This window comes from Streptomyces sp. SS7 (assembly GCF_037993025.1).
Classification (GTDB): Bacteria; Actinomycetota; Actinomycetes; order Streptomycetales; family Streptomycetaceae; genus Streptomyces.
This window is the reverse complement of record NZ_CP141223.1, coordinates 1,789,263-1,805,564: the sequence shown is the minus strand read 5'-3', so window position 1 is coordinate 1,805,564 and position 16,302 is coordinate 1,789,263. Positions and strand designations below refer to the sequence as shown.

The 16,302-nt window shown below is 74.5% G+C and carries 14 protein-coding genes; 11 read left to right on the top strand and 3 right to left on the bottom strand.

Annotated elements, in window-relative coordinates; genetic code table 11:
- Positions 1 to 163: 163 nt before the first annotated feature.
- The 4 genes from U5640_RS08125 (at position 164) to cyc2 (ending at position 5,429) form a co-directional block, all read left to right on the top strand.
- On the top strand, positions 164 to 1,066 hold the full coding sequence (locus U5640_RS08125) for a ScbA/BarX family gamma-butyrolactone biosynthesis protein (RefSeq protein ID WP_340375112.1): 903 nt from the start codon (positions 164 to 166) through the stop codon (positions 1,064 to 1,066).
- Positions 1,067 to 1,136: 70 nt separating this feature from the next.
- Positions 1,137 to 1,784, top strand: a complete 648-nt coding sequence (locus U5640_RS08120) for a ScbR family autoregulator-binding transcription factor (protein WP_340375111.1) — start codon at positions 1,137 to 1,139, stop codon at positions 1,782 to 1,784.
- A 104-nt stretch (positions 1,785 to 1,888) separates the two neighbouring features.
- Positions 1,889 to 3,118 (top strand): damage-control phosphatase ARMT1 family protein, encoded by a 1,230-nt coding sequence (locus tag U5640_RS08115; RefSeq protein WP_340375110.1) that lies wholly within the window; start codon positions 1,889 to 1,891, stop codon positions 3,116 to 3,118.
- 118 nt (positions 3,119 to 3,236) lie between these two features.
- Positions 3,237 to 5,429, top strand: a complete 2,193-nt coding sequence (cyc2, locus tag U5640_RS08110; RefSeq protein ID WP_340375109.1) for a germacradienol/geosmin synthase Cyc2 — start codon at positions 3,237 to 3,239, stop codon at positions 5,427 to 5,429.
- Between the two features lie 4 nt (positions 5,430 to 5,433).
- On the opposite strand, the gene U5640_RS08105 is transcribed toward cyc2, so the two are convergent.
- A complete protein-coding gene (locus U5640_RS08105) occupies positions 5,434 to 6,168 on the bottom strand; it encodes a hypothetical protein (RefSeq protein WP_340375108.1) in 735 nt (244 codons plus the stop codon).
- A 96-nt stretch (positions 6,169 to 6,264) separates the two neighbouring features.
- Here U5640_RS08105 and U5640_RS08100 point away from each other — a divergent pair, with 96 nt between their 5' ends.
- From U5640_RS08100 to U5640_RS08085, 4 genes are all read left to right on the top strand, one after another.
- On the top strand, positions 6,265 to 7,143 hold the full coding sequence (locus U5640_RS08100) for a LysR family transcriptional regulator (RefSeq protein ID WP_340375107.1): 879 nt from the start codon (positions 6,265 to 6,267) through the stop codon (positions 7,141 to 7,143).
- A 97-nt stretch (positions 7,144 to 7,240) separates the two neighbouring features.
- A complete protein-coding gene (locus tag U5640_RS08095) occupies positions 7,241 to 7,837 on the top strand; it encodes a PDZ domain-containing protein (protein ID WP_340375106.1) in 597 nt (198 codons plus the stop codon).
- A 381-nt stretch (positions 7,838 to 8,218) separates the two neighbouring features.
- The gene (locus U5640_RS08090; protein WP_340375105.1) at positions 8,219 to 9,346 is read left to right on the top strand and encodes an aminopeptidase P family protein; all 1,128 of its coding nucleotides are present in this window, start codon (positions 8,219 to 8,221) and stop codon (positions 9,344 to 9,346) included.
- A gap of 61 nt (positions 9,347 to 9,407) precedes the next feature.
- Positions 9,408 to 10,340 carry an aminoglycoside phosphotransferase family protein gene (locus U5640_RS08085; protein WP_340375104.1) on the top strand — a complete coding sequence of 311 codons (933 nt, stop codon included), beginning with the start codon at positions 9,408 to 9,410 and terminating at the stop codon, positions 10,338 to 10,340.
- Between the two features lie 40 nt (positions 10,341 to 10,380).
- Here the strand turns inward: U5640_RS08085 and treZ are convergent, their stop codons facing one another.
- Positions 10,381 to 12,126, bottom strand: coding sequence for a malto-oligosyltrehalose trehalohydrolase (gene treZ, locus U5640_RS08080; protein ID WP_340375103.1), 1,746 nt, complete (start codon positions 12,124 to 12,126; stop codon positions 10,381 to 10,383).
- Positions 12,127 to 12,300: 174 nt separating this feature from the next.
- On the opposite strand from treZ, the gene U5640_RS08075 reads away from it, so the two are divergent.
- The 3 genes from U5640_RS08075 (at position 12,301) to U5640_RS08065 (ending at position 14,807) form a co-directional block, all read left to right on the top strand.
- Positions 12,301 to 12,852, top strand: a complete 552-nt coding sequence (locus U5640_RS08075) for a DUF1707 and FHA domain-containing protein (protein ID WP_067246699.1) — start codon at positions 12,301 to 12,303, stop codon at positions 12,850 to 12,852.
- A gap of 180 nt (positions 12,853 to 13,032) precedes the next feature.
- Entirely contained in the window at positions 13,033 to 14,352 is a 1,320-nt protein-coding gene (locus U5640_RS08070) for a M14 family zinc carboxypeptidase (RefSeq protein WP_340375102.1), read from the top strand.
- The gene (locus tag U5640_RS08065; protein WP_340375101.1) at positions 14,349 to 14,807 is read left to right on the top strand and encodes an SSI family serine proteinase inhibitor; all 459 of its coding nucleotides are present in this window, start codon (positions 14,349 to 14,351) and stop codon (positions 14,805 to 14,807) included. Before U5640_RS08070 ends, U5640_RS08065 begins: the two co-directional genes overlap by 4 nt.
- A gap of 168 nt (positions 14,808 to 14,975) precedes the next feature.
- On the opposite strand, the gene U5640_RS08060 is transcribed toward U5640_RS08065, so the two are convergent.
- Complete coding sequence (locus U5640_RS08060) at positions 14,976 to 16,226, bottom strand: M14 family zinc carboxypeptidase (protein WP_340385001.1); 1,251 nt, start codon at positions 16,224 to 16,226, stop codon at positions 14,976 to 14,978.
- Between the last annotated feature and the right edge of the window lie 76 nt (positions 16,227 to 16,302).

Sequence of the window (16,302 nt, the reverse complement as noted above, 5' to 3'; positions counted from 1 at the left end):
CAGCGAGTTGGGCAAGAACGCGCGATCGCCCGCGGTCCGTCCCGATCATAGGATGCCGTCGACTGATCTCATTGAAAACAAACCGGTCGCCTCGTACTCTAGCGCTTACCGGAGCGGACGGTTCGCCGTCTGCCATGGCCTTCGGGGGACCGTAGGGAGAGACATGACTCGACCGCGGCGGCTTGCCGACGCTCCGTCCCTGACCACCACTGTGCCGCGCCAGCTCGTGCACCGCGCGGCCCTGTCCGAGACCCTGCTCACCGGCTGGCGGCGCACCGGCGACGACCGGTTCACGGTCTCCGCCCAGTGGCCGCGGTCCCATGGGTTACACGTGTCGCCCGACTGGTCCGCTTATGACCCCCTGCTCGTCGTCGAAACGGTCCGGCAGGCCGGCACCCTCGTCACGCACACCGAGTACGGCGTTTCCCTGGATCACCAGTTCGTCATGCAGGAGTTCCATGTCGACGCGGCGACCGAGAAGTTGTCGGTGGACCTGCTGCCGGCCGAACCGGAGCTGGAGCTGCTCTTCGCTGACGTCCAGTACCGCGGGCGGCGGCTGGCCGGCGCCCGGTACACCGCGCGGGTGCTGCGCGAGGGGGAGCCGGTCGCCGCGGCGGACGTCACCTTCACCGTCGTCGGAGGGTCCGTGTACCGCCGGCTGCGCGGCGGACGCACCCCCGAGTCGGTGACCGCCGCCCCGCTGCCGACCGGTCTCGACCCGGCCGCCGTGGACCGCGCGCTGCCCGCCGACGTGGTCCTCGCTCCGGCCGACGGGCCCGATCGCTGGCAGTTGAGAGTAGATACCGCACACCCCGTTTTCTTCGACCATCCGCTCGACCACGTACCCGGCATGCTCCTTCTGGAGGCCGCCCGTCAGGCCTCCCGGTTGCTGGGAATCGACGGACAGTCACCCATTCTCTATCACGCGTCGTTTCATCGCTACGCCGAACTGGACGAACCCGTGTGGATCGAGGCAAAGGGAGGCCGTGGAACCGATGTCCAAGTCCTCGGAACGCAAGGGGAGTCGACGATCTTCACGTGCCTGGTGGGTACCGCCGTACGGTGAGCTATTGTGTACGGGGGGTAAGAAACAAACGGCATGACCCGTTCTTTACCGGCCCAGGAGAGTCCAGTCGATGGCGAGGCAGTTACGCGCCGAACAGACCCGCGCGACGATCATCACGGCCGCTGCCGATCTGTTCGACCGGCACGGCTACGAATCGACGAGCCTCAGTGAGATCGTCGAGCACGCCCGTGTCACCAAGGGAGCGCTCTACTTCCATTTCGCGGCCAAGGAGGATCTCGCCCACGCCATCATGGAGTTGCAGTCCCAGGCCTCTCGCCGGGTGGCCGGCGAGATCGACGACCGGGGCTATCCGGCACTCGAAGCGCTGATGCGCCTCACGTTCGGCCTCGCGCGGCTTTCGGTCGAGGGCCCGATCGCCCGCGCGGGGCTCCGGCTCGCCACCGGGGGAGTGCCGGTCAAGCCGCCCCTGCGGCATCCGTTCGCGGAGTGGCTGGAGCTGATGAGCCGTCGGCTCATGGGCGCGGTGAAGGAGTCCGACATCCATCCGGACGTCGACATCGACGCCGTGGCCCACTCCCTGGTCTGCTTCTTCGTGGGCACCCGGGTGGTGGGCCGCTCCCGCGAACCGGCGGCCCGGCTGCCCCGCCGGATGGCCGAGATGTGGTACGTCCTCATCCGCGGCCTGGTGCCGGTGCCCCGCCGCCCGCGCTACCTCAGCCTCGCGGCGCGACTGGAGCGGGAGATCATGGCGGGCTGAGGGCTGAGGGCTGAGGGGGCGGGGGAAGAGCGGTCCGGCGGTGACTCACCGCGCCGGGTGGGACGACGGCCGGGTGCGCCGGCCCGGCCGCTACGGTGACTTGTATGCCCGACACCCCCACCCCGCCCGCCGGCACCCCCACCCCACCCTCCGGCACCCCGGTCCCACCGCCCGTGATCCTCGGTGACGAGCCCGGCTCCTTCCCCCACGCCGTCCTCGCCGAGCGGCACCCGGCGATCATCCGGCAGGTGCGGGACGCCTTTCCCTACGACCCCGCCGTGCACCGGGCCCTGGACGCCCTGCTGGAGAGCTGTCTCAAGGGCGTCGTCGAGCCGCTCCCCGCCGACGCGCACGACGCAGGCCGCTGGCGGGAGTGGGGCCTCGACGCGTACGCGGGCCGGTCCTGGTTCGAGGTGCCGTGGCTGTGGTCGGAGAGCTACTTCTACCGCCGACTCCTCGACGCGGTCGGCTACTTCGGCAGCGGCGTCTGGCGGGGCATCGACCCGTTCCAGCCCTTCAAGCGCGCCGAACTCGACGCACCGGAGACGGCTGAGGAACTGGCCGCGCTCGACGCCCTGCGGCCCCGCCCGGCCGCCGAACGCGCCCGCGCCCTGCTCCACGGCTCCCTCTGGGGCAACCGCGCCGACCTGGGCTTCCGCCTCTCCGACGCCGACGCCGAGACACGGGACGCCGCACCGGGACTCGTCGCCGACGACGGCGAGGCCCTGTGGGCGCTGCTCCCGGCCGGTCGGAGGACCCCCGGCACGGTCTGTCTGATCGCCGACAACGCGGGCCGCGAACTGGTCCCCGATCTGCTCCTCGCCGCCCACCTCCTCGAACAGGGCCGGGCCGGCCGGGTCGTGCTGCACGTCAAGCCGTACCCGTACTACGTCTCCGACGCCACGCCCGCCGATGTCGTCGACGCGCTCCGCACGCTCACGACCGCCCCGGGCGAGGCCGCCGCCTACGGCCGCCGGCTGTGGGCCGCGACGGCGGACGGCACCCTCGCCGTCCGCGCCCACCCCTTCGCCGCGGCGCCGCTGCCGTACGCCGACCTGCCGCCCGACCTGCGCGCGGAGTTCGCCGCGGCCGACCTGACGATCGTCAAGGGCGACCTCAACTACCGCCGCCTGGTGGGCGACCGCCGCTGGCCCCCCACCACCCCGTTCGCCGACACCGTCGGGTACTTCCCCGGCCCGGTCGCCGCCCTGCGTACCCTCAAGTCCGAAGTGATCACCGGGCTGACCGGGGCGACGGAGTCCGCTCTGGACGCGGCGGAGGGCGGGAACTGGCGCACCGCGGGCACCCATGCGCTGATCCAGGTCAGGGGCTGACCCGGGGGAGCGGGGCGGACCGTGCCGATTCGCAAGCCCGGCCGCCCCGTTCACGCGATGGTGTGATCATGTGCGGCCGCACGGATGGGTGTCGGGGGCCCCGGGTAGGGCCCCGGCCATGAAGCAGCCGTTCGAACTCCCGCACTTCTACCTGCCGCACCCCGCGCGGCTGAACCCGCACGTCGAGGAGGCGCGTGCCCACTCGACCCGCTGGGCGCGCGACATGGGCATGCTGGAGGGGTCCGGGATCTGGGAGCAGGCCGACCTGGAGGCGCACGACTACGGCCTGCTCTGCGCCTACACCCACCCCGACTGCGACGGCCCGGCGCTGTCGTTGATCACGGACTGGTACGTGTGGGTGTTCTTCTTCGACGACCACTTCCTCGACATGTTCAAGCGCACCCCCGACCGCGCCGCCGGCAAGGCCCATCTGGACCGGCTCCCGCTGTTCATGCCGCTGGACCCGGCGGCGGACGTGCCCGAGCCGCGCAACCCGGTCGAGGCGGGTCTGAAGGACCTGTGGGCGCGCACCGTGCCCGCCATGTCGCAGGACTGGCGGCGCCGTTTCGCCGTGGCCACGGAACACCTCCTCAACGAGTCGATGTGGGAGCTGTCCAACATCGACGGGGGGCGGATCGCCAACCCCGTCGAGTACATCGAGATGCGCCGCAAGGTGGGCGGCGCCCCCTGGTCGGCGGGTCTCGTGGAGTACGCCACCGCCGAGGTGCCCGCCTCCGTCGCCGGAACGCGGCCGCTGCGGGTGCTGATGGAGACGTTCTCCGACGCCGTGCACCTGCGCAACGACCTGTTCTCCTACCAGCGCGAGGTCGAGGATGAGGGGGAGAACAGCAACGGCGTGCTGGTCCTGGAGACCTTCTTCGGCTGCACCACCCAGGAGGCCGCCGACACCGTCAACGACATCCTGACCTCCCGCCTCCACCAGTTCGAGCACACCGCGTTCACCGAAGTGCCCGCGCTCGCCCTGGAGAAGGGCCTGCGCCCCGACGAGGTCGCCGCCGTCGCCGCGTACACCAAGGGCCTTCAGGACTGGCAGTCCGGCGGCCACGAGTGGCATCTGCGCTCCAGCCGCTACATGAACCAGGGCGCCGTCTCCACGGCCCCCTGGCAGCGGCTGACGGGCCCGGGCACCGCCGCCGCCGACGTCGTGGCACTCCTCGCCCCGGCCGCCGCGGTGGGGGCACCTCCCACGTCTTCCGGGCAGTGGGGGAGCTTGCGGGCGTACGCGCACGTGCCGTTCCAGAAGGTCGGGCCGTCGCTGCTGCCCGACTTCCTCATGCCGTACCAGGTCGAGCTCAGCCCCCACCTGGCCGCGGCCCGGCCCCGTCTGAAGGAGTGGATGCACGGGACGGGCATGCTGGCCGAGGGCGTCTGGGACGAGGACAAGCTCGACGCCTACGACCTCCCGCTGTGCTCGGCCGGTCTCGATCCGGACGCCACGCCCGAGGCCCTCGACCTCAGCGCCGGCTGGCTCGCCTGGGGCACCTACGGCGACGACTACTACCCCCTGGTCTTCGGCCGCCGCCACGACCTGGCCGCCGCCCGCCTCACCACCGCCCGCCTCTCGGCCTGCATGCCCGTCGAGGACGAGCCGGTGCCCGTCGTGCCCGTCAACGGCATGGAGCGCGGCCTGATCGACCTGTGGGCCCGCACCACCGCGGGCCTCACCCCCGACGAGCGGCGCCCGCTGCGCGCCGCCGTCGACAAGATGACCGAGAGCTGGCTGTGGGAGCTGTCCAACCAGCTCCAGAACCGCGTCCCCGACCCGGTCGACTACCTGGAGATGCGCCGCGCCACCTTCGGCTCCGACCTCACCCTGAGCATGTGCCGCAGGGGCCGGGGTCCCGCCGTCCCGCCGGAGATCTACCGCACCGGCCCCGTGCAGGCCCTGGAGAACGCCGCCATCGACTACGGCTGCCTCACCAACGACGTGTTCTCGTACCAGAAGGAGATCGAGTACGAGGGGGAGATGCACAACGCGATCCTCGTCGTGCAGAACTTCTTCGGCTGTGACTACCCGGCCGCGCTCGGCGTCGTCCATGACCTGATGACCCAGCGGATGCGGCAGTTCCAGCACATCGCCGCGCACGAACTACCCGTCCTGTACGACGACTTCGAGCTGTCCGCCGAGGCCCGCGCCGCCCTGGAGGGCTATGTGGCCGACCTCCGGAACTGGATGGCGGGCGTCCTGCACTGGCACCGCGAGGTCGACCGTTACAAGCCGGACTTCCTGGCCCGGCGCGTCCACGGCTTCGTCCCGGACCACGTCCCCCGGCCCCCGTCGCCCACCTGACGGGTCAGACGGGCTGACGCTCCGCCCGGGCGGCGTGCCCGACCGCGGCTCGCGCCAGCGCCCGCACGACCGGGTGCGGGCGCGAGCCGTCGCCGGACAGCTCCGGCTGGAACAGGGAGGCCAGGAAGAAGGGATGGCCCGGGAGTTCGGCGATCCGGACGTGCCCGTCCTCGTCGTGGCCCGAGAAGCGCAGCCCGTGGGCGCGCAGGGCGTCGAGGTGGCGGGAGGGGCCGTAGGCGCAGAAGTAGCGCTCGACCGTGCGCTCCGAGCCGATCACGGACTCGGCGAGGGAGCCCGGCTCGATGGTGACGACCCCCTCGTGGCCCACGAGCGAGCAGGCCAGCGGCGCGATGAGGAAGTCCTCCGCGTCGGGGTCGTTCTCGGCGTGGGCCACGTGCGCCAGTCCGCACACGTTCCGCGCGAACTCCAGCAGGGCGTGCTGGAACCCGCCGCAGGTGCCGAGGAAGGGGATGCCCGTCTCGCGCGCGGTGCGGATCGCGGCCAGCACGCCCGCCTCGCTGCGGTACGGGCTGCCCGGCAGCACCCACACCGCGTCGAAGCCGCGCACCGCGTCGGGTGCCTCCGCGTCCTCGGACGAGATCCAGTAGGCGTCCAGGACCAGCCGGTCCCGGGCGGCGAGGGCGTCCAGCAGGAGGGGGACGCGGGTGTGCGAGACGACATGGGGGGAGCGGTCGCCGACCAGGGCGACTTTGGCGATCCGAGCTGTGGTTTCCGTCATGTTCCTCATCGTGGGCGCGGCACCCCGTTCACGTCCAACGATGATTTCCGGTCCTTCCATAAGCAGTCCTGATGACAGGGGGGGACACTGGTCCGTATGGACCCGCACCTCCTGCGCACCTACGTCACCGTCGCCCGCCTCGCCTCCTTCTCCGAGGCCGCCCGGGAACTCGGCTACACCCAGTCGGCCGTCTCCCAGCACATCGCAGCCCTGGAACAGGACCTCGGCGCGGCGCTGCTCACCCGCCGTCCCGTCACCCCCACGGCGGCCGGTGAACGGCTCCTGGAGCACGCGGGCCCGCTGCTGCTGCGGCTGGAGGCGGCCCGCGCGGACGTCGTACGGATCGCCGCCGCGCCCGCGCACGGACTGACCCTGGCCACCTCGCCGACCGCCCTCGTCCCGGCCGCCCTCGCCGCGCTCCCGGCCGCCGGGGTGACCCTGCGCGTCCTGGCCCGAGACGAGGTGCCGGCCGCCGTCGCCGCCGGCACCGCCGACCTCGGCCTCGTGGACGGTCTGGCCGCGCCCAGCGACCCGCTCCGGCTGCCCGACGTGGCGCCGCTGACCACGTACGGCGTGGCCGAGGAGCCCGTGTGCGTGCTGCTGCCCACCGCCCACCCGCTGGCCCGCCGCACCGGCCTGCGCCTCGGCGACCTCGCCGACGCCCGTTGGCTGGACGCCCCCGACACGGCCCTGCCGCTGTCCCACCTGCGCGCGGCGCACGGCGGCCGCGGCTTCCGGGCCGCCCTGCGCTACGACGGCACCGACGTCCGGCTGCTGACCGCGCTCGCCGCCGCCGGCCACGGCCTCGCGCTGCTGCCCCGCTCGGCGGCCACCGCGGTGCCCGGCGCGGTCGCGGTGCCGCTCACCGAGCCCCGGGTCGTCCACCGGACCGAACTCGTCCACTCCGGCACGCCGTCGGGCGCGGCGCTGGCGCTGACGGAGGCGCTGTCCGCGCGGAAGGCGCCGGTGCCGTAGGGACCGGCCGTACCGCTGCTGCCCGCGAGTCAGTCTCACTCGTTCGTGGCAGGTCGTCGGCGGGCGCGCCGGGTAGGGCACCAGCCGGAGGCGATCCATGGAACAGACCGCGTTGGAACAGACCGCGTCGGAACAGACCGCGTTGCGTCCCAAGCCCCTGCCCGGCGGGGAGCCCGGGGGCGGCGCCGAGCGGGGCGGCCGGGCCCGCCGCCCGCGCCCGGGCCGCCGCGGGGGCCGGCCGAGGGGCGCCCTGCCCGGCCTGCTCGCCGGGGCGGCGCTGCTGCTCTGCGGCGTCGGCCTCGGCACGGCCGGGGAGGCCGTGATCGGGACGGACGGGCTCGCGGGGCTGCCGCGGGAGACGGTACGGGGCCTCGTCGGCCGCGCGCTTCCCGGCGCCGCCCGACCCGCCACGCCGACCCCGCGGGGCGCCCACGCCGCGCTGGGCCTGGAGGCCGTGGACGCCGGGCGGGCAGGTGCCCGGATCGTCGCCGTCCACGCGCCCGGCCCCGGGTGGACCGCCGGGCTGGAGCGCGGTGACGTCGTGCTGGTGTTCGACGGGACGCGCATCGACTCGGCGGCCGATCTGGCGCGCGCGGTCGAGGAGGCGCACCCGGGCCGCCGGGTGGCGCTGACCGTCCGTCACACAGACGGGGCGTACCGGAGGCTGCGGGTGACGCCCGGTGTGGTCGTGTGAGGTCACACGGTCCGGAAGCGGCTGGTGAGCCGGTGCTCGTCGTCCAGGACGGGGCAGCTCCTGCGCGTCCGCCGTCCCGTGATCCGCGATGTCCCGTGACCAGCAGGGCGTCGATCCGTCCGGCCCCCTCGGCCGGCGGCGGCTAACGGATTGTCGTCACGTAAACATGAGTGCTAACGGGCAATCGGCCGGCAACCCTCAGGCGGTCCGTCGCACCACTGGTCACAGCCGCCCCCTCGGGGCCACCATGAGCCCATGTCCGGCACCCTTCGCCGACCGGACCCGGCACCACCGTCCGAGCCGCGCGAACCGGCTCGCGCGGCTCCCGCTGTCCGGGCAGGATGCTGCCCGTAGTCACCGTCACCACCGAGGGAGACCCGGATGACCGGCACCGCGCCCGCGCCCTTCACCGCCGACGACTACCGGGCCCGTATGGAACGGGCCGCGCGCGAGGCCGCCGCCGCCGGACTCGCCGGGCTGCTCGTGGCCCCCGGACCCGACCTCGTCTGGCTCACCGGCTACGCGCCGCCCGCCGCCACCGAGCGGCTCACCCTGCTCGCCCTCGCCCCCGGCCGCGACCCCGTCCTCGTCGTCCCCACCCTGGAGGCCCCGGACGCGGCGAAGGCGGCCGGCGCCCCGGCGCTCACCCTGCGGGACTGGACCGACGGCAAGGACCCCTACGCCGTCACCGCGGGGCTGCTCGACGCGCGCGGCCGGTTCGGCGTCAGCGACAACACCTGGGCCCTGCACCTGCTGGGCCTGCAACGGGCCCTGCCGGGCACCTCCTACGCCGCCCTCACCGAGGTCCTGCCGATGCTGCGGGCCGTGAAGGACCCGGCCGAGCTGGAGCTGATGGCCGCCGCGGGCGCCGCCGCCGACCAGGTGTTCGAGGAGATCCGCACCGTGCCCTTCGCCGGGCGCCGTGAGGCCGAGGTCGGCGCCGACCTCGCCGGCCTGCTGCGCCGGTTCGGGCACTCCCGGGTCGACTTCACCATCGTCGCCTCCGGCCCCAACGGCGCCGACCCGCACCACGAGGTCGGCGACCGCGTCATCGAACGCGGCGACATGGTCGTCCTCGACTTCGGCGGCCTGAAGGACGGCTACGGCTCCGACACCTCCCGCACCGTCCACGTCGGCGAACCCACCGACGAGGAACGCCGGGTCCACGACCTCGTCCGCGAGGCCCAGGAGGCCGGCTTCCGGGCCGTACGCCCCGGGGTCGCCTGCCAGGAGGTCGACCGGGCCGCCCGCGCCGTCATCGCCGACGCCGGGTACGGCGCGTACTTCATCCACCGCACCGGCCACGGCATCGGCGTCACCACCCACGAGCCGCCGTACATGATCGAGGGTGAGGAACAGCCCCTCGTGCCCGGCATGTGCTTCTCCGTGGAGCCCGGCGTCTACCTGCCCGGCCGGTTCGGGGTACGCATCGAGGACATCGTCACCGTCACGGAGGACGGCGGCCGCCGGCTCAACGACACCACCCGCGAACTGGTCGTCGTCGACTGAGCCCGCCCCGCACACCCACCCCCAGGAGTCCGGCACCCACCCGAACGGCGACGACGCGATCATGACCCAGGCACCGACACCCACCGCGGACACCGTCCGCCGACTGGTCCGCGCGCTCCTCAAGGAGGGCGACCGCGGCGGACCGGGACCCCAGGTGCGGCCCGTCGCCGAGGAGGGCGGGCACTGGACCTGGTGGGTCGGTACCCGCCATGTGCTGCGGCTCGCCCCCGACCACGACGCCACCGTCCGTCAGCGCCGCGAACTGCGGCTGCGCGACCTCGTCCGCCCACACGTCCCCGTCGCCCTGCCGACCGGTGTCGCGCACGGCGAGTGGTCGCCCGGTCTCACCTACACCCTGGACACCAAGGTGCCCGGCGGCACCGCCGAGGAGCACGAGGTGTCCGCCGTCGGCGAGGCCGACCTCGCGGGCCTCCTCGGCGGGCTGCGCGAGGTGCCGCCCCGGCAGGCCGAGGCGATCGGCGTGCCGCGCACCGCGCCGCGCTCCCTGGAGGCGCTGCGCCGCATGGCCGTGGCCGCCGCCGGCACCCTCGCCCGCGCCGACGAGTTCGACCCGGGGCGCCTGCACCAGCTCACCCAGGCCGGCGCGGCCCAGCTCGCCGCGCAGCCCGCCAGCGCCGTGCTCGTCCACCACCGGCTGCGCGGGGACCATCTCGTGGTCAGCGCCGACGGCCGGGTGCGGGGCGTCCTCGACTGGACGGACGCCGTGATCGGCGACCCCGCCGAGGACATCGCTGGACTCGCCCTCGCCGTGGGCTCCGGCGCCGCCGTCCGCGCCGCCACCCTCGCCGGCTACGGCGCCCGCCCCTGCCTGCGCGGCCTCTGGCTGGCCCGCTGCGACGCCGTCACCGGCCTCGCCGACCGCCTCACCGGCCACGGCACGACCCCGCTTCCCCTCCTGCACGCCCAACTCCGCCACGCCTGGGAGCCGATCCTCCTGGAGAGAACGACGGAATTCCGGGAGGACGACGAGTAGGGCGCCCGCAGGCGCCCTGCCAGGGGCGCGGGGAAGCCGCTCACTCCTGCAACAGCACCACGCACGACTCCCCGGGCACATGCAACAGCCCGTCCGGCCCCGGGGCGGAGACCGGCTCCCACGCGGCGAGCACCCGGGCCGGCCGCGGCCCCAGCGGGATCGCCGCCGACGCCCCGCCCAGGTTCACCGCCACCCGTACGTCCCCGCGCCGGAAGGCGAGCCAGCGGGCCCCGGCGTCCACGGCGACCTTGGTGTCCGCGAGGTCGGGATCGGTGAGGTCAGGCTGGGCGTGCCGCAGGGCGATCAGCTCGCGGTACCAGGCCAGCACCCGCGCGTGGGGCTCGCGCCGCGGCTCGGACCAGTCCAGGCAGGAGCGGTCCCGGGTCGCCCGGTCCTGCGGATCCGGTACGTCCGCCTCGGCCCAGCCGTGCGCCGCGAACTCCCGGCGCCTGCCCCGCCGTACCGCCTCGGCCAGCCCGGGATCGGTGTGGTCGGTGAAGTACTGCCAGGGCGTGCCCGCCGCCCACTCCTCGCCCATGAACAGCATCGGCGTGAACGGCGCCGTCAGCGTCAGCGCCGCCGCGCAGGCGAGCAGCCCCGGCGACAGGGCCGCCGCGAGCCGGTCGCCCTGCGCCCGGTTGCCGACCTGGTCGTGGGTCTGGGAGTAGCCCAGCAGCCGGTGCGCGGCGACGCGGGAGCGGTCCAGCGGTCGCCCGTGGTGCCGCTCCCGGAAGCCGGAGTACCCGCCGTCGTGGAAGTACCCGCCGGTGAGGGTCCGGGAGAGCGCGGCGAACGGATCGCGCGCGAAGTCGGCGTAGTAGCCCTGGGACTCCCCGGTGAGCGCGGTGTGCAGGGCGTGGTGGAAGTCGTCGTTCCACTGGGCGTGCAGCCCCAGTCCGCCCTCGCTGCGGGGCGTGATCAGCCGGGGGTCGTTCAGGTCGGACTCGGCGATCAGGAACAGCGGCCGGCCCGTGTCCGCGGCGAGCGCGTCCACCGCCGCCGACAGCTCCTCCAGGAAGGGGTACGCCCGGGTGTCGACGAGCGCGTGCACCGCGTCCAGCCGCAGCCCGTCGAGCCGGTAGTCCCGCAGCCAGGCCAGCGCGCTGCCCAGCAGATACGCCCGCACCTCGTCCGAGCCGGGCGCGTCCAGGTTGACGGCCGCCCCCCAGGGCGTGTGGTGGCGCTCGGTGAAGTACGGGCCGAACTCGGGCAGGTAGTTCCCGGACGGGCCCAGGTGGTTGTGCACGACGTCCAGGACCACGCCCAGGCCGAGTCCGTGCGCCCGGTCGACGAACCGCTTCAGCCCCTCGGGACCGCCGTACGGCTCGTGCACCGCCCAGGGCGCGACCCCGTCGTACCCCCAGCCGTGCCGCCCGGGGAACGGGCAGAGCGGCATCAACTCGACGTGGGTGACACCGAGTTCGGCCAGATGCTCCAGGCGTGCGGCGGCCGCGTCCAGGGTCCCCTCGGCGGTGAACGTGCCCACGTGCAGCTCGTAGAGGACCGCGCCCGGCAGCGGGCGCCCCGACCACGGGACACGCCAGTCGTGGCGGCCGTGGTCGACGACCGCGCTCAGCCCGTCCGGCCCGTCCGGCTGGCGGCGCGAACGCGGGTCCGGGCGGACCGGGCCGTCGTCCACCGCGAAGCCGTACCGCGAGCCGTCCGCGGCCTCCGCCTCCCCCGTCCACCAGCCGGCCCGCTCCGCATCCGGCCGCAGCGCGCGCGTGACGCCGTCGCACTCCAGCGTCACCCGGCCTGCCTGTGGTGCCCACACCTCGAACTGCACGGACGGTTCCCCTTACGTCTGCTCACCGTGATGTAGCCGGGTCCATCGTGCGGCAAACGGCATCCGTCGAGCGCAGCAACACCCCCGTCGCGGGGGGTGTCTTCGGCCACGCGCGCGGGCAGGTGTTCACCCGTTTTCTGGACACCCGGCATTCCCTGACCGACAATCACCAGCGTGACGTCGTCCTTCGAGGTGAACCCGTACCCCGCGCGGCTGTCCGACGCGGAGCGCGACAGGGCGCTGAAGGTGCTGCGTGACGGCGTCGCCATGGGCCGGCTGTCGCACGACACCTTCATCCGGCGCATGGAACTCGCGCTCGCCGCCCGCCGCTCCGACGAACTGGTCGCGCTCACCGCCGACCTGCCCAAGGAGAACCGGCTCTCCCGGGTGGTCTTCGGCTCCGTCGAGGCCGTCTCCGGGTTCACCGTGCGGCTGCGCCGGGCCTGGCAGGCCGAGCGGCTGCCCAAGCTGCTGCTGCCGCACCCCGGCACCGAACAGGCGCTGCGGATCGGCCGCGACCCCGTCAACGGGCTGCGGCTGACCCACGAGAGCGTCTCGCGGGTGCACGCCGAACTCACCCGCCAGGGCGGCATGTGGGTGCTGCGCGACCTCGGTTCCACCAACGGCACCACCGTCAACGGCCGCCGGGTCATCGGTGCCGCCGTCGTCCGCGAGGGCGACCAGGTCTCCTTCGGGAACATCGCGTTCCGCCTCTCCGTGAACTGAACCCGCCCGCCGCCGGGGCCTCCCCGCACCCGCTCGACCGGCTTGCCCGGGTAACGGCCGATACGGCGGTGTTGACGTACCCCCGCGCCATGACTCAGGGTGCGTACACCGGATACGCCCGGTGAAGCGACGGCGCCGTCATGGAGGTGTGCCCTGCCGCCACTCCTCCGTTACCCGACCGTGGACGAACTCGCTGCCCGCGCCGCCGCGCTCGTCGCCCGCCACCCCCGGGACGCCCGGCTGCGCCGCTTCGGGCTCTCCCGCGCGGGCACCCCGCTGTTGCTGCTCTCCGTCGGCCGGGGCACCCGGCAGGTCCTCGTCGTCGCCGGACCGCACGCGAACGAGCCCGTGGGCGGCGCCACCGCCCTCAGACTGGCCGAGCGGGCCCTCGCCGACCCCCGGCTCACCGAGGGCGCCGACGCCACCTGGAACCTGCTGCTCTGCCTCGACCCCGACGGCCTGCGCCGCAACGAGGGCTGGCTGACCGGCCCCTACAGCCTCGGCCGCCACTTCCGGCACTTCTTCCGGCCCGGCTTCCTGGAGCAGCCCGAGTGGCTGCCCGACGGGGCGGCCGCCGCCGCGCTCCCGGAGACCCGGGCGCTGCTCCGCCTCCAGGACGAACTGAAACCTTTCTTCCAGTGCTCGCTGCACGGCGTCGACGTCGGCGGCGGCTTCGTCGAACTCACCCGCGACCTGCCCGGCCTCGACCGCCGTGTGGCCTACGCCGCCGCCCGGCTCGGCATTCCGCGCGAACTCGGCGCGTACGACGCCCTCCACTGGCCGGTGCTGGGACCCGCCGTCTACCGCATCCCGCCCCCGCGCCGACGCGGACTGGCCGCCGCCATCACCGAGGCCGCCGTCGAGTCGACCTGGTACCACCCGCACCGCCACGGCACGCTCACGGCGGTCGTCGAGGCGCCCATGTGGGGTGTGGCCGCCGTCGAGGACGGCTCCCCGCCCGCCGACCGGGACGCGGAGCTGCGCGCCGTGAGCGGCACCCTGCGCCACGACACCCGGCTGCTGGCGGACCTCCTCGCCCGGGTGCGGCCCCGGCTGCCCGGCACCCCCGAGGCCGACCGGCTGCTCGCGCCCGTCGACGACTACCTTCTGGTCTGCCCCGGACTCGCCGACGCCTGGGACCCCGACACCGCCGACCCCGGGCGGCCCCTCCCGCCGCTCACCGCCGCCCATCTGACGGCCCTGCGCATCGCGGGCCGGCGCATCGCCGTCCGCACGGCGGGCCTGCTGCACCAGCTCGTCACCGGCGCCGGGCAGGACCCCGCGGGCGCCCTGCCGGAGCTGGACGCGCTCATCGACCACTGGTGCGCCGCCTTCCGGGACGACTGCCAGGCCCGCTGGGTCCCGGTCGCCCGCCAGGCGGAGTACCAGGCGCGGGTGGTGCTCGCGGCGTTCGAACTGGCCGGCCGGCCCCCTCGGCCCACGCGTTCGGGTGAGCCGGACTGGGGAACCCAGGCCGCCGTGCCGATGCACCGGGAATGAGACACTCGCACTCCCTCGCCCCGGTGCCCCTGCGGCGCGTCCTGCTGCCCGCCGCGGCCGCCCTCCTCCTCGCCGCCGGTGCCGCTCCCGCCCGGGCCGCCGCCCAGGACCCCCAGCCCGCCAACTGGCTCCAGCTCTCCGTCACCCGCGACACCGCCCCCACCGACGGCACCCGGGCCACCCTGCTGCTGTGCGGCCCGCCCCAGGGCCACCGGCGCGCCGCCGAGGCCTGCGACCAGCTCACCGCGGTGAACGGCGACCTCCGGGCCCTCCCGGCCGCCCACGACACCGTCTGCACCCTCGTCTACGCCCCGGTGACGGCCCACGCGAGCGGACAGTGGAACGGGCGGGCCGTCGCGTACACCCAGACCTTCTCCAACGCCTGCGAGATGGCGGCCCGAACCGGCGCGGTGTTCGCCCTGGACGACACCGCTGCCGACGCCCCTGGAGCCTGACCGCGCCGCGCCGGCGGGGCGGTGCTGGGGCCGCGTGCCCTGCGCCGTCCCGTCCGCCTGCGAGACGGCGGTCCGCACCGGCGCGGTGTCCGCCCTACGACGACACCGCTGCCGGTGCGCCTGGAGTCTGACCGCGTCGGGCCGGTGGGGCGGCGGGCGCCGCGTGCCCTACGCCGCTCCCGCGCGCGCGTGCAGGGCCGCCGCGACGACGGTACGGCTCTGGTGCTCCACCTGGTGCTCCAACGGCACCCAGCGGGCGCCGAAGCGCACGGCGAACGCGTCGCTCCACCTCCCGACGAGCTGTTCCAGCCGCGGCGCGGCGTGGTCGTCGCTCTCCTGCAGCACCCGCCACAGCATCGCCGCCGCCCGCAGCGGCAGCCGCCGGGCGAAGGCGTCCACACTGCCGACGTACGCCATCGTCGTGTCGGCGGGCGGGGTGTGGGTCCAGTCCGAGGCCAGGCCCGGCACCACCTCCAGCCCCCACCGCGCCGCCCGCAGCAGCGGCCCGTCCACGCCCTCCAGCCGCGGCAGCGCCTCGGCGAGCACCCCCTCCACCTCCCGCGCGTCCCGCAGCAGCCGCTCCGCCAGACGCCGGATCGCCGCGGCCGGCTCCGGGTGCGGCGCGGAGTCGTCCACCAGGTCGCTCGCCCACATCGGCACCTCCACCACCGCCGTCAGACCGCCGTAGCGATGCGCGTGGTACCAGGTGCTGTGCCGGGCGTCGTCCGGCATGCTCGGGTACGCCGCGCCCGCGTCGGCGTCCGGCATGACCCGCACCCCCGGTCCGGAGGCCGGCCAGCCCGCCGCGTCCGAGGCGCCCGTCTCGACCGGGATGTGCAGCTGCGCCGCGGACTTCGCGAACGGCTCGGCGAGCCCCGGGATGTCCTTCGTCAGCTGCACCCAGCTGCCGCCCAGATCGGTGCCGTGCAAAGTCACCTGGAGGTAGGGCCGCAGTTCGTCGATGACCCGGGTCAGCGCACGGGTCTCGGGCGGCAGCCGGTCGGGCGGCAGCACGGCGGGCGACCACTCCGGCTGCTCGGGCCCCGCGGGCCGGAAGAACCCCAGGTGGTACTCCAGCAGACTGCGCGGTGCGGGCGTGACATGCAGACTCGCGCCGTCCGGATCCGCGCACAGCAGGAAGTGCCAGGAGGTGCCGCTGCGCAACTCCCGCTCTTCCAGCACCCGTTCGGCCAGGCACAGCAGGGTCGGGCCACCGGTGGGCTCGTTGGCGTGGGCACCCGCGACGACCAGCACCGCCCGCCGGGCGCGCCCGACGGACAGCAGATGCAGCGGACGGCCCGCGCGGGAGAGCCCCACCTGGCGCAGGGCGCACAGTCCGGGATGCCGTGCCGTCAGGGCCCGGGCGCTGGCCGTCAGTTCGGTCACCGTGGGGTAGCGCAGCACCGGCAGGAGACTCACCCCCGTCATGTCCGACCGGCTTCGCTCTCCGCAGTACCCCACGGACTGGGTGAACTGTCAAGAACACCCAGGGGGA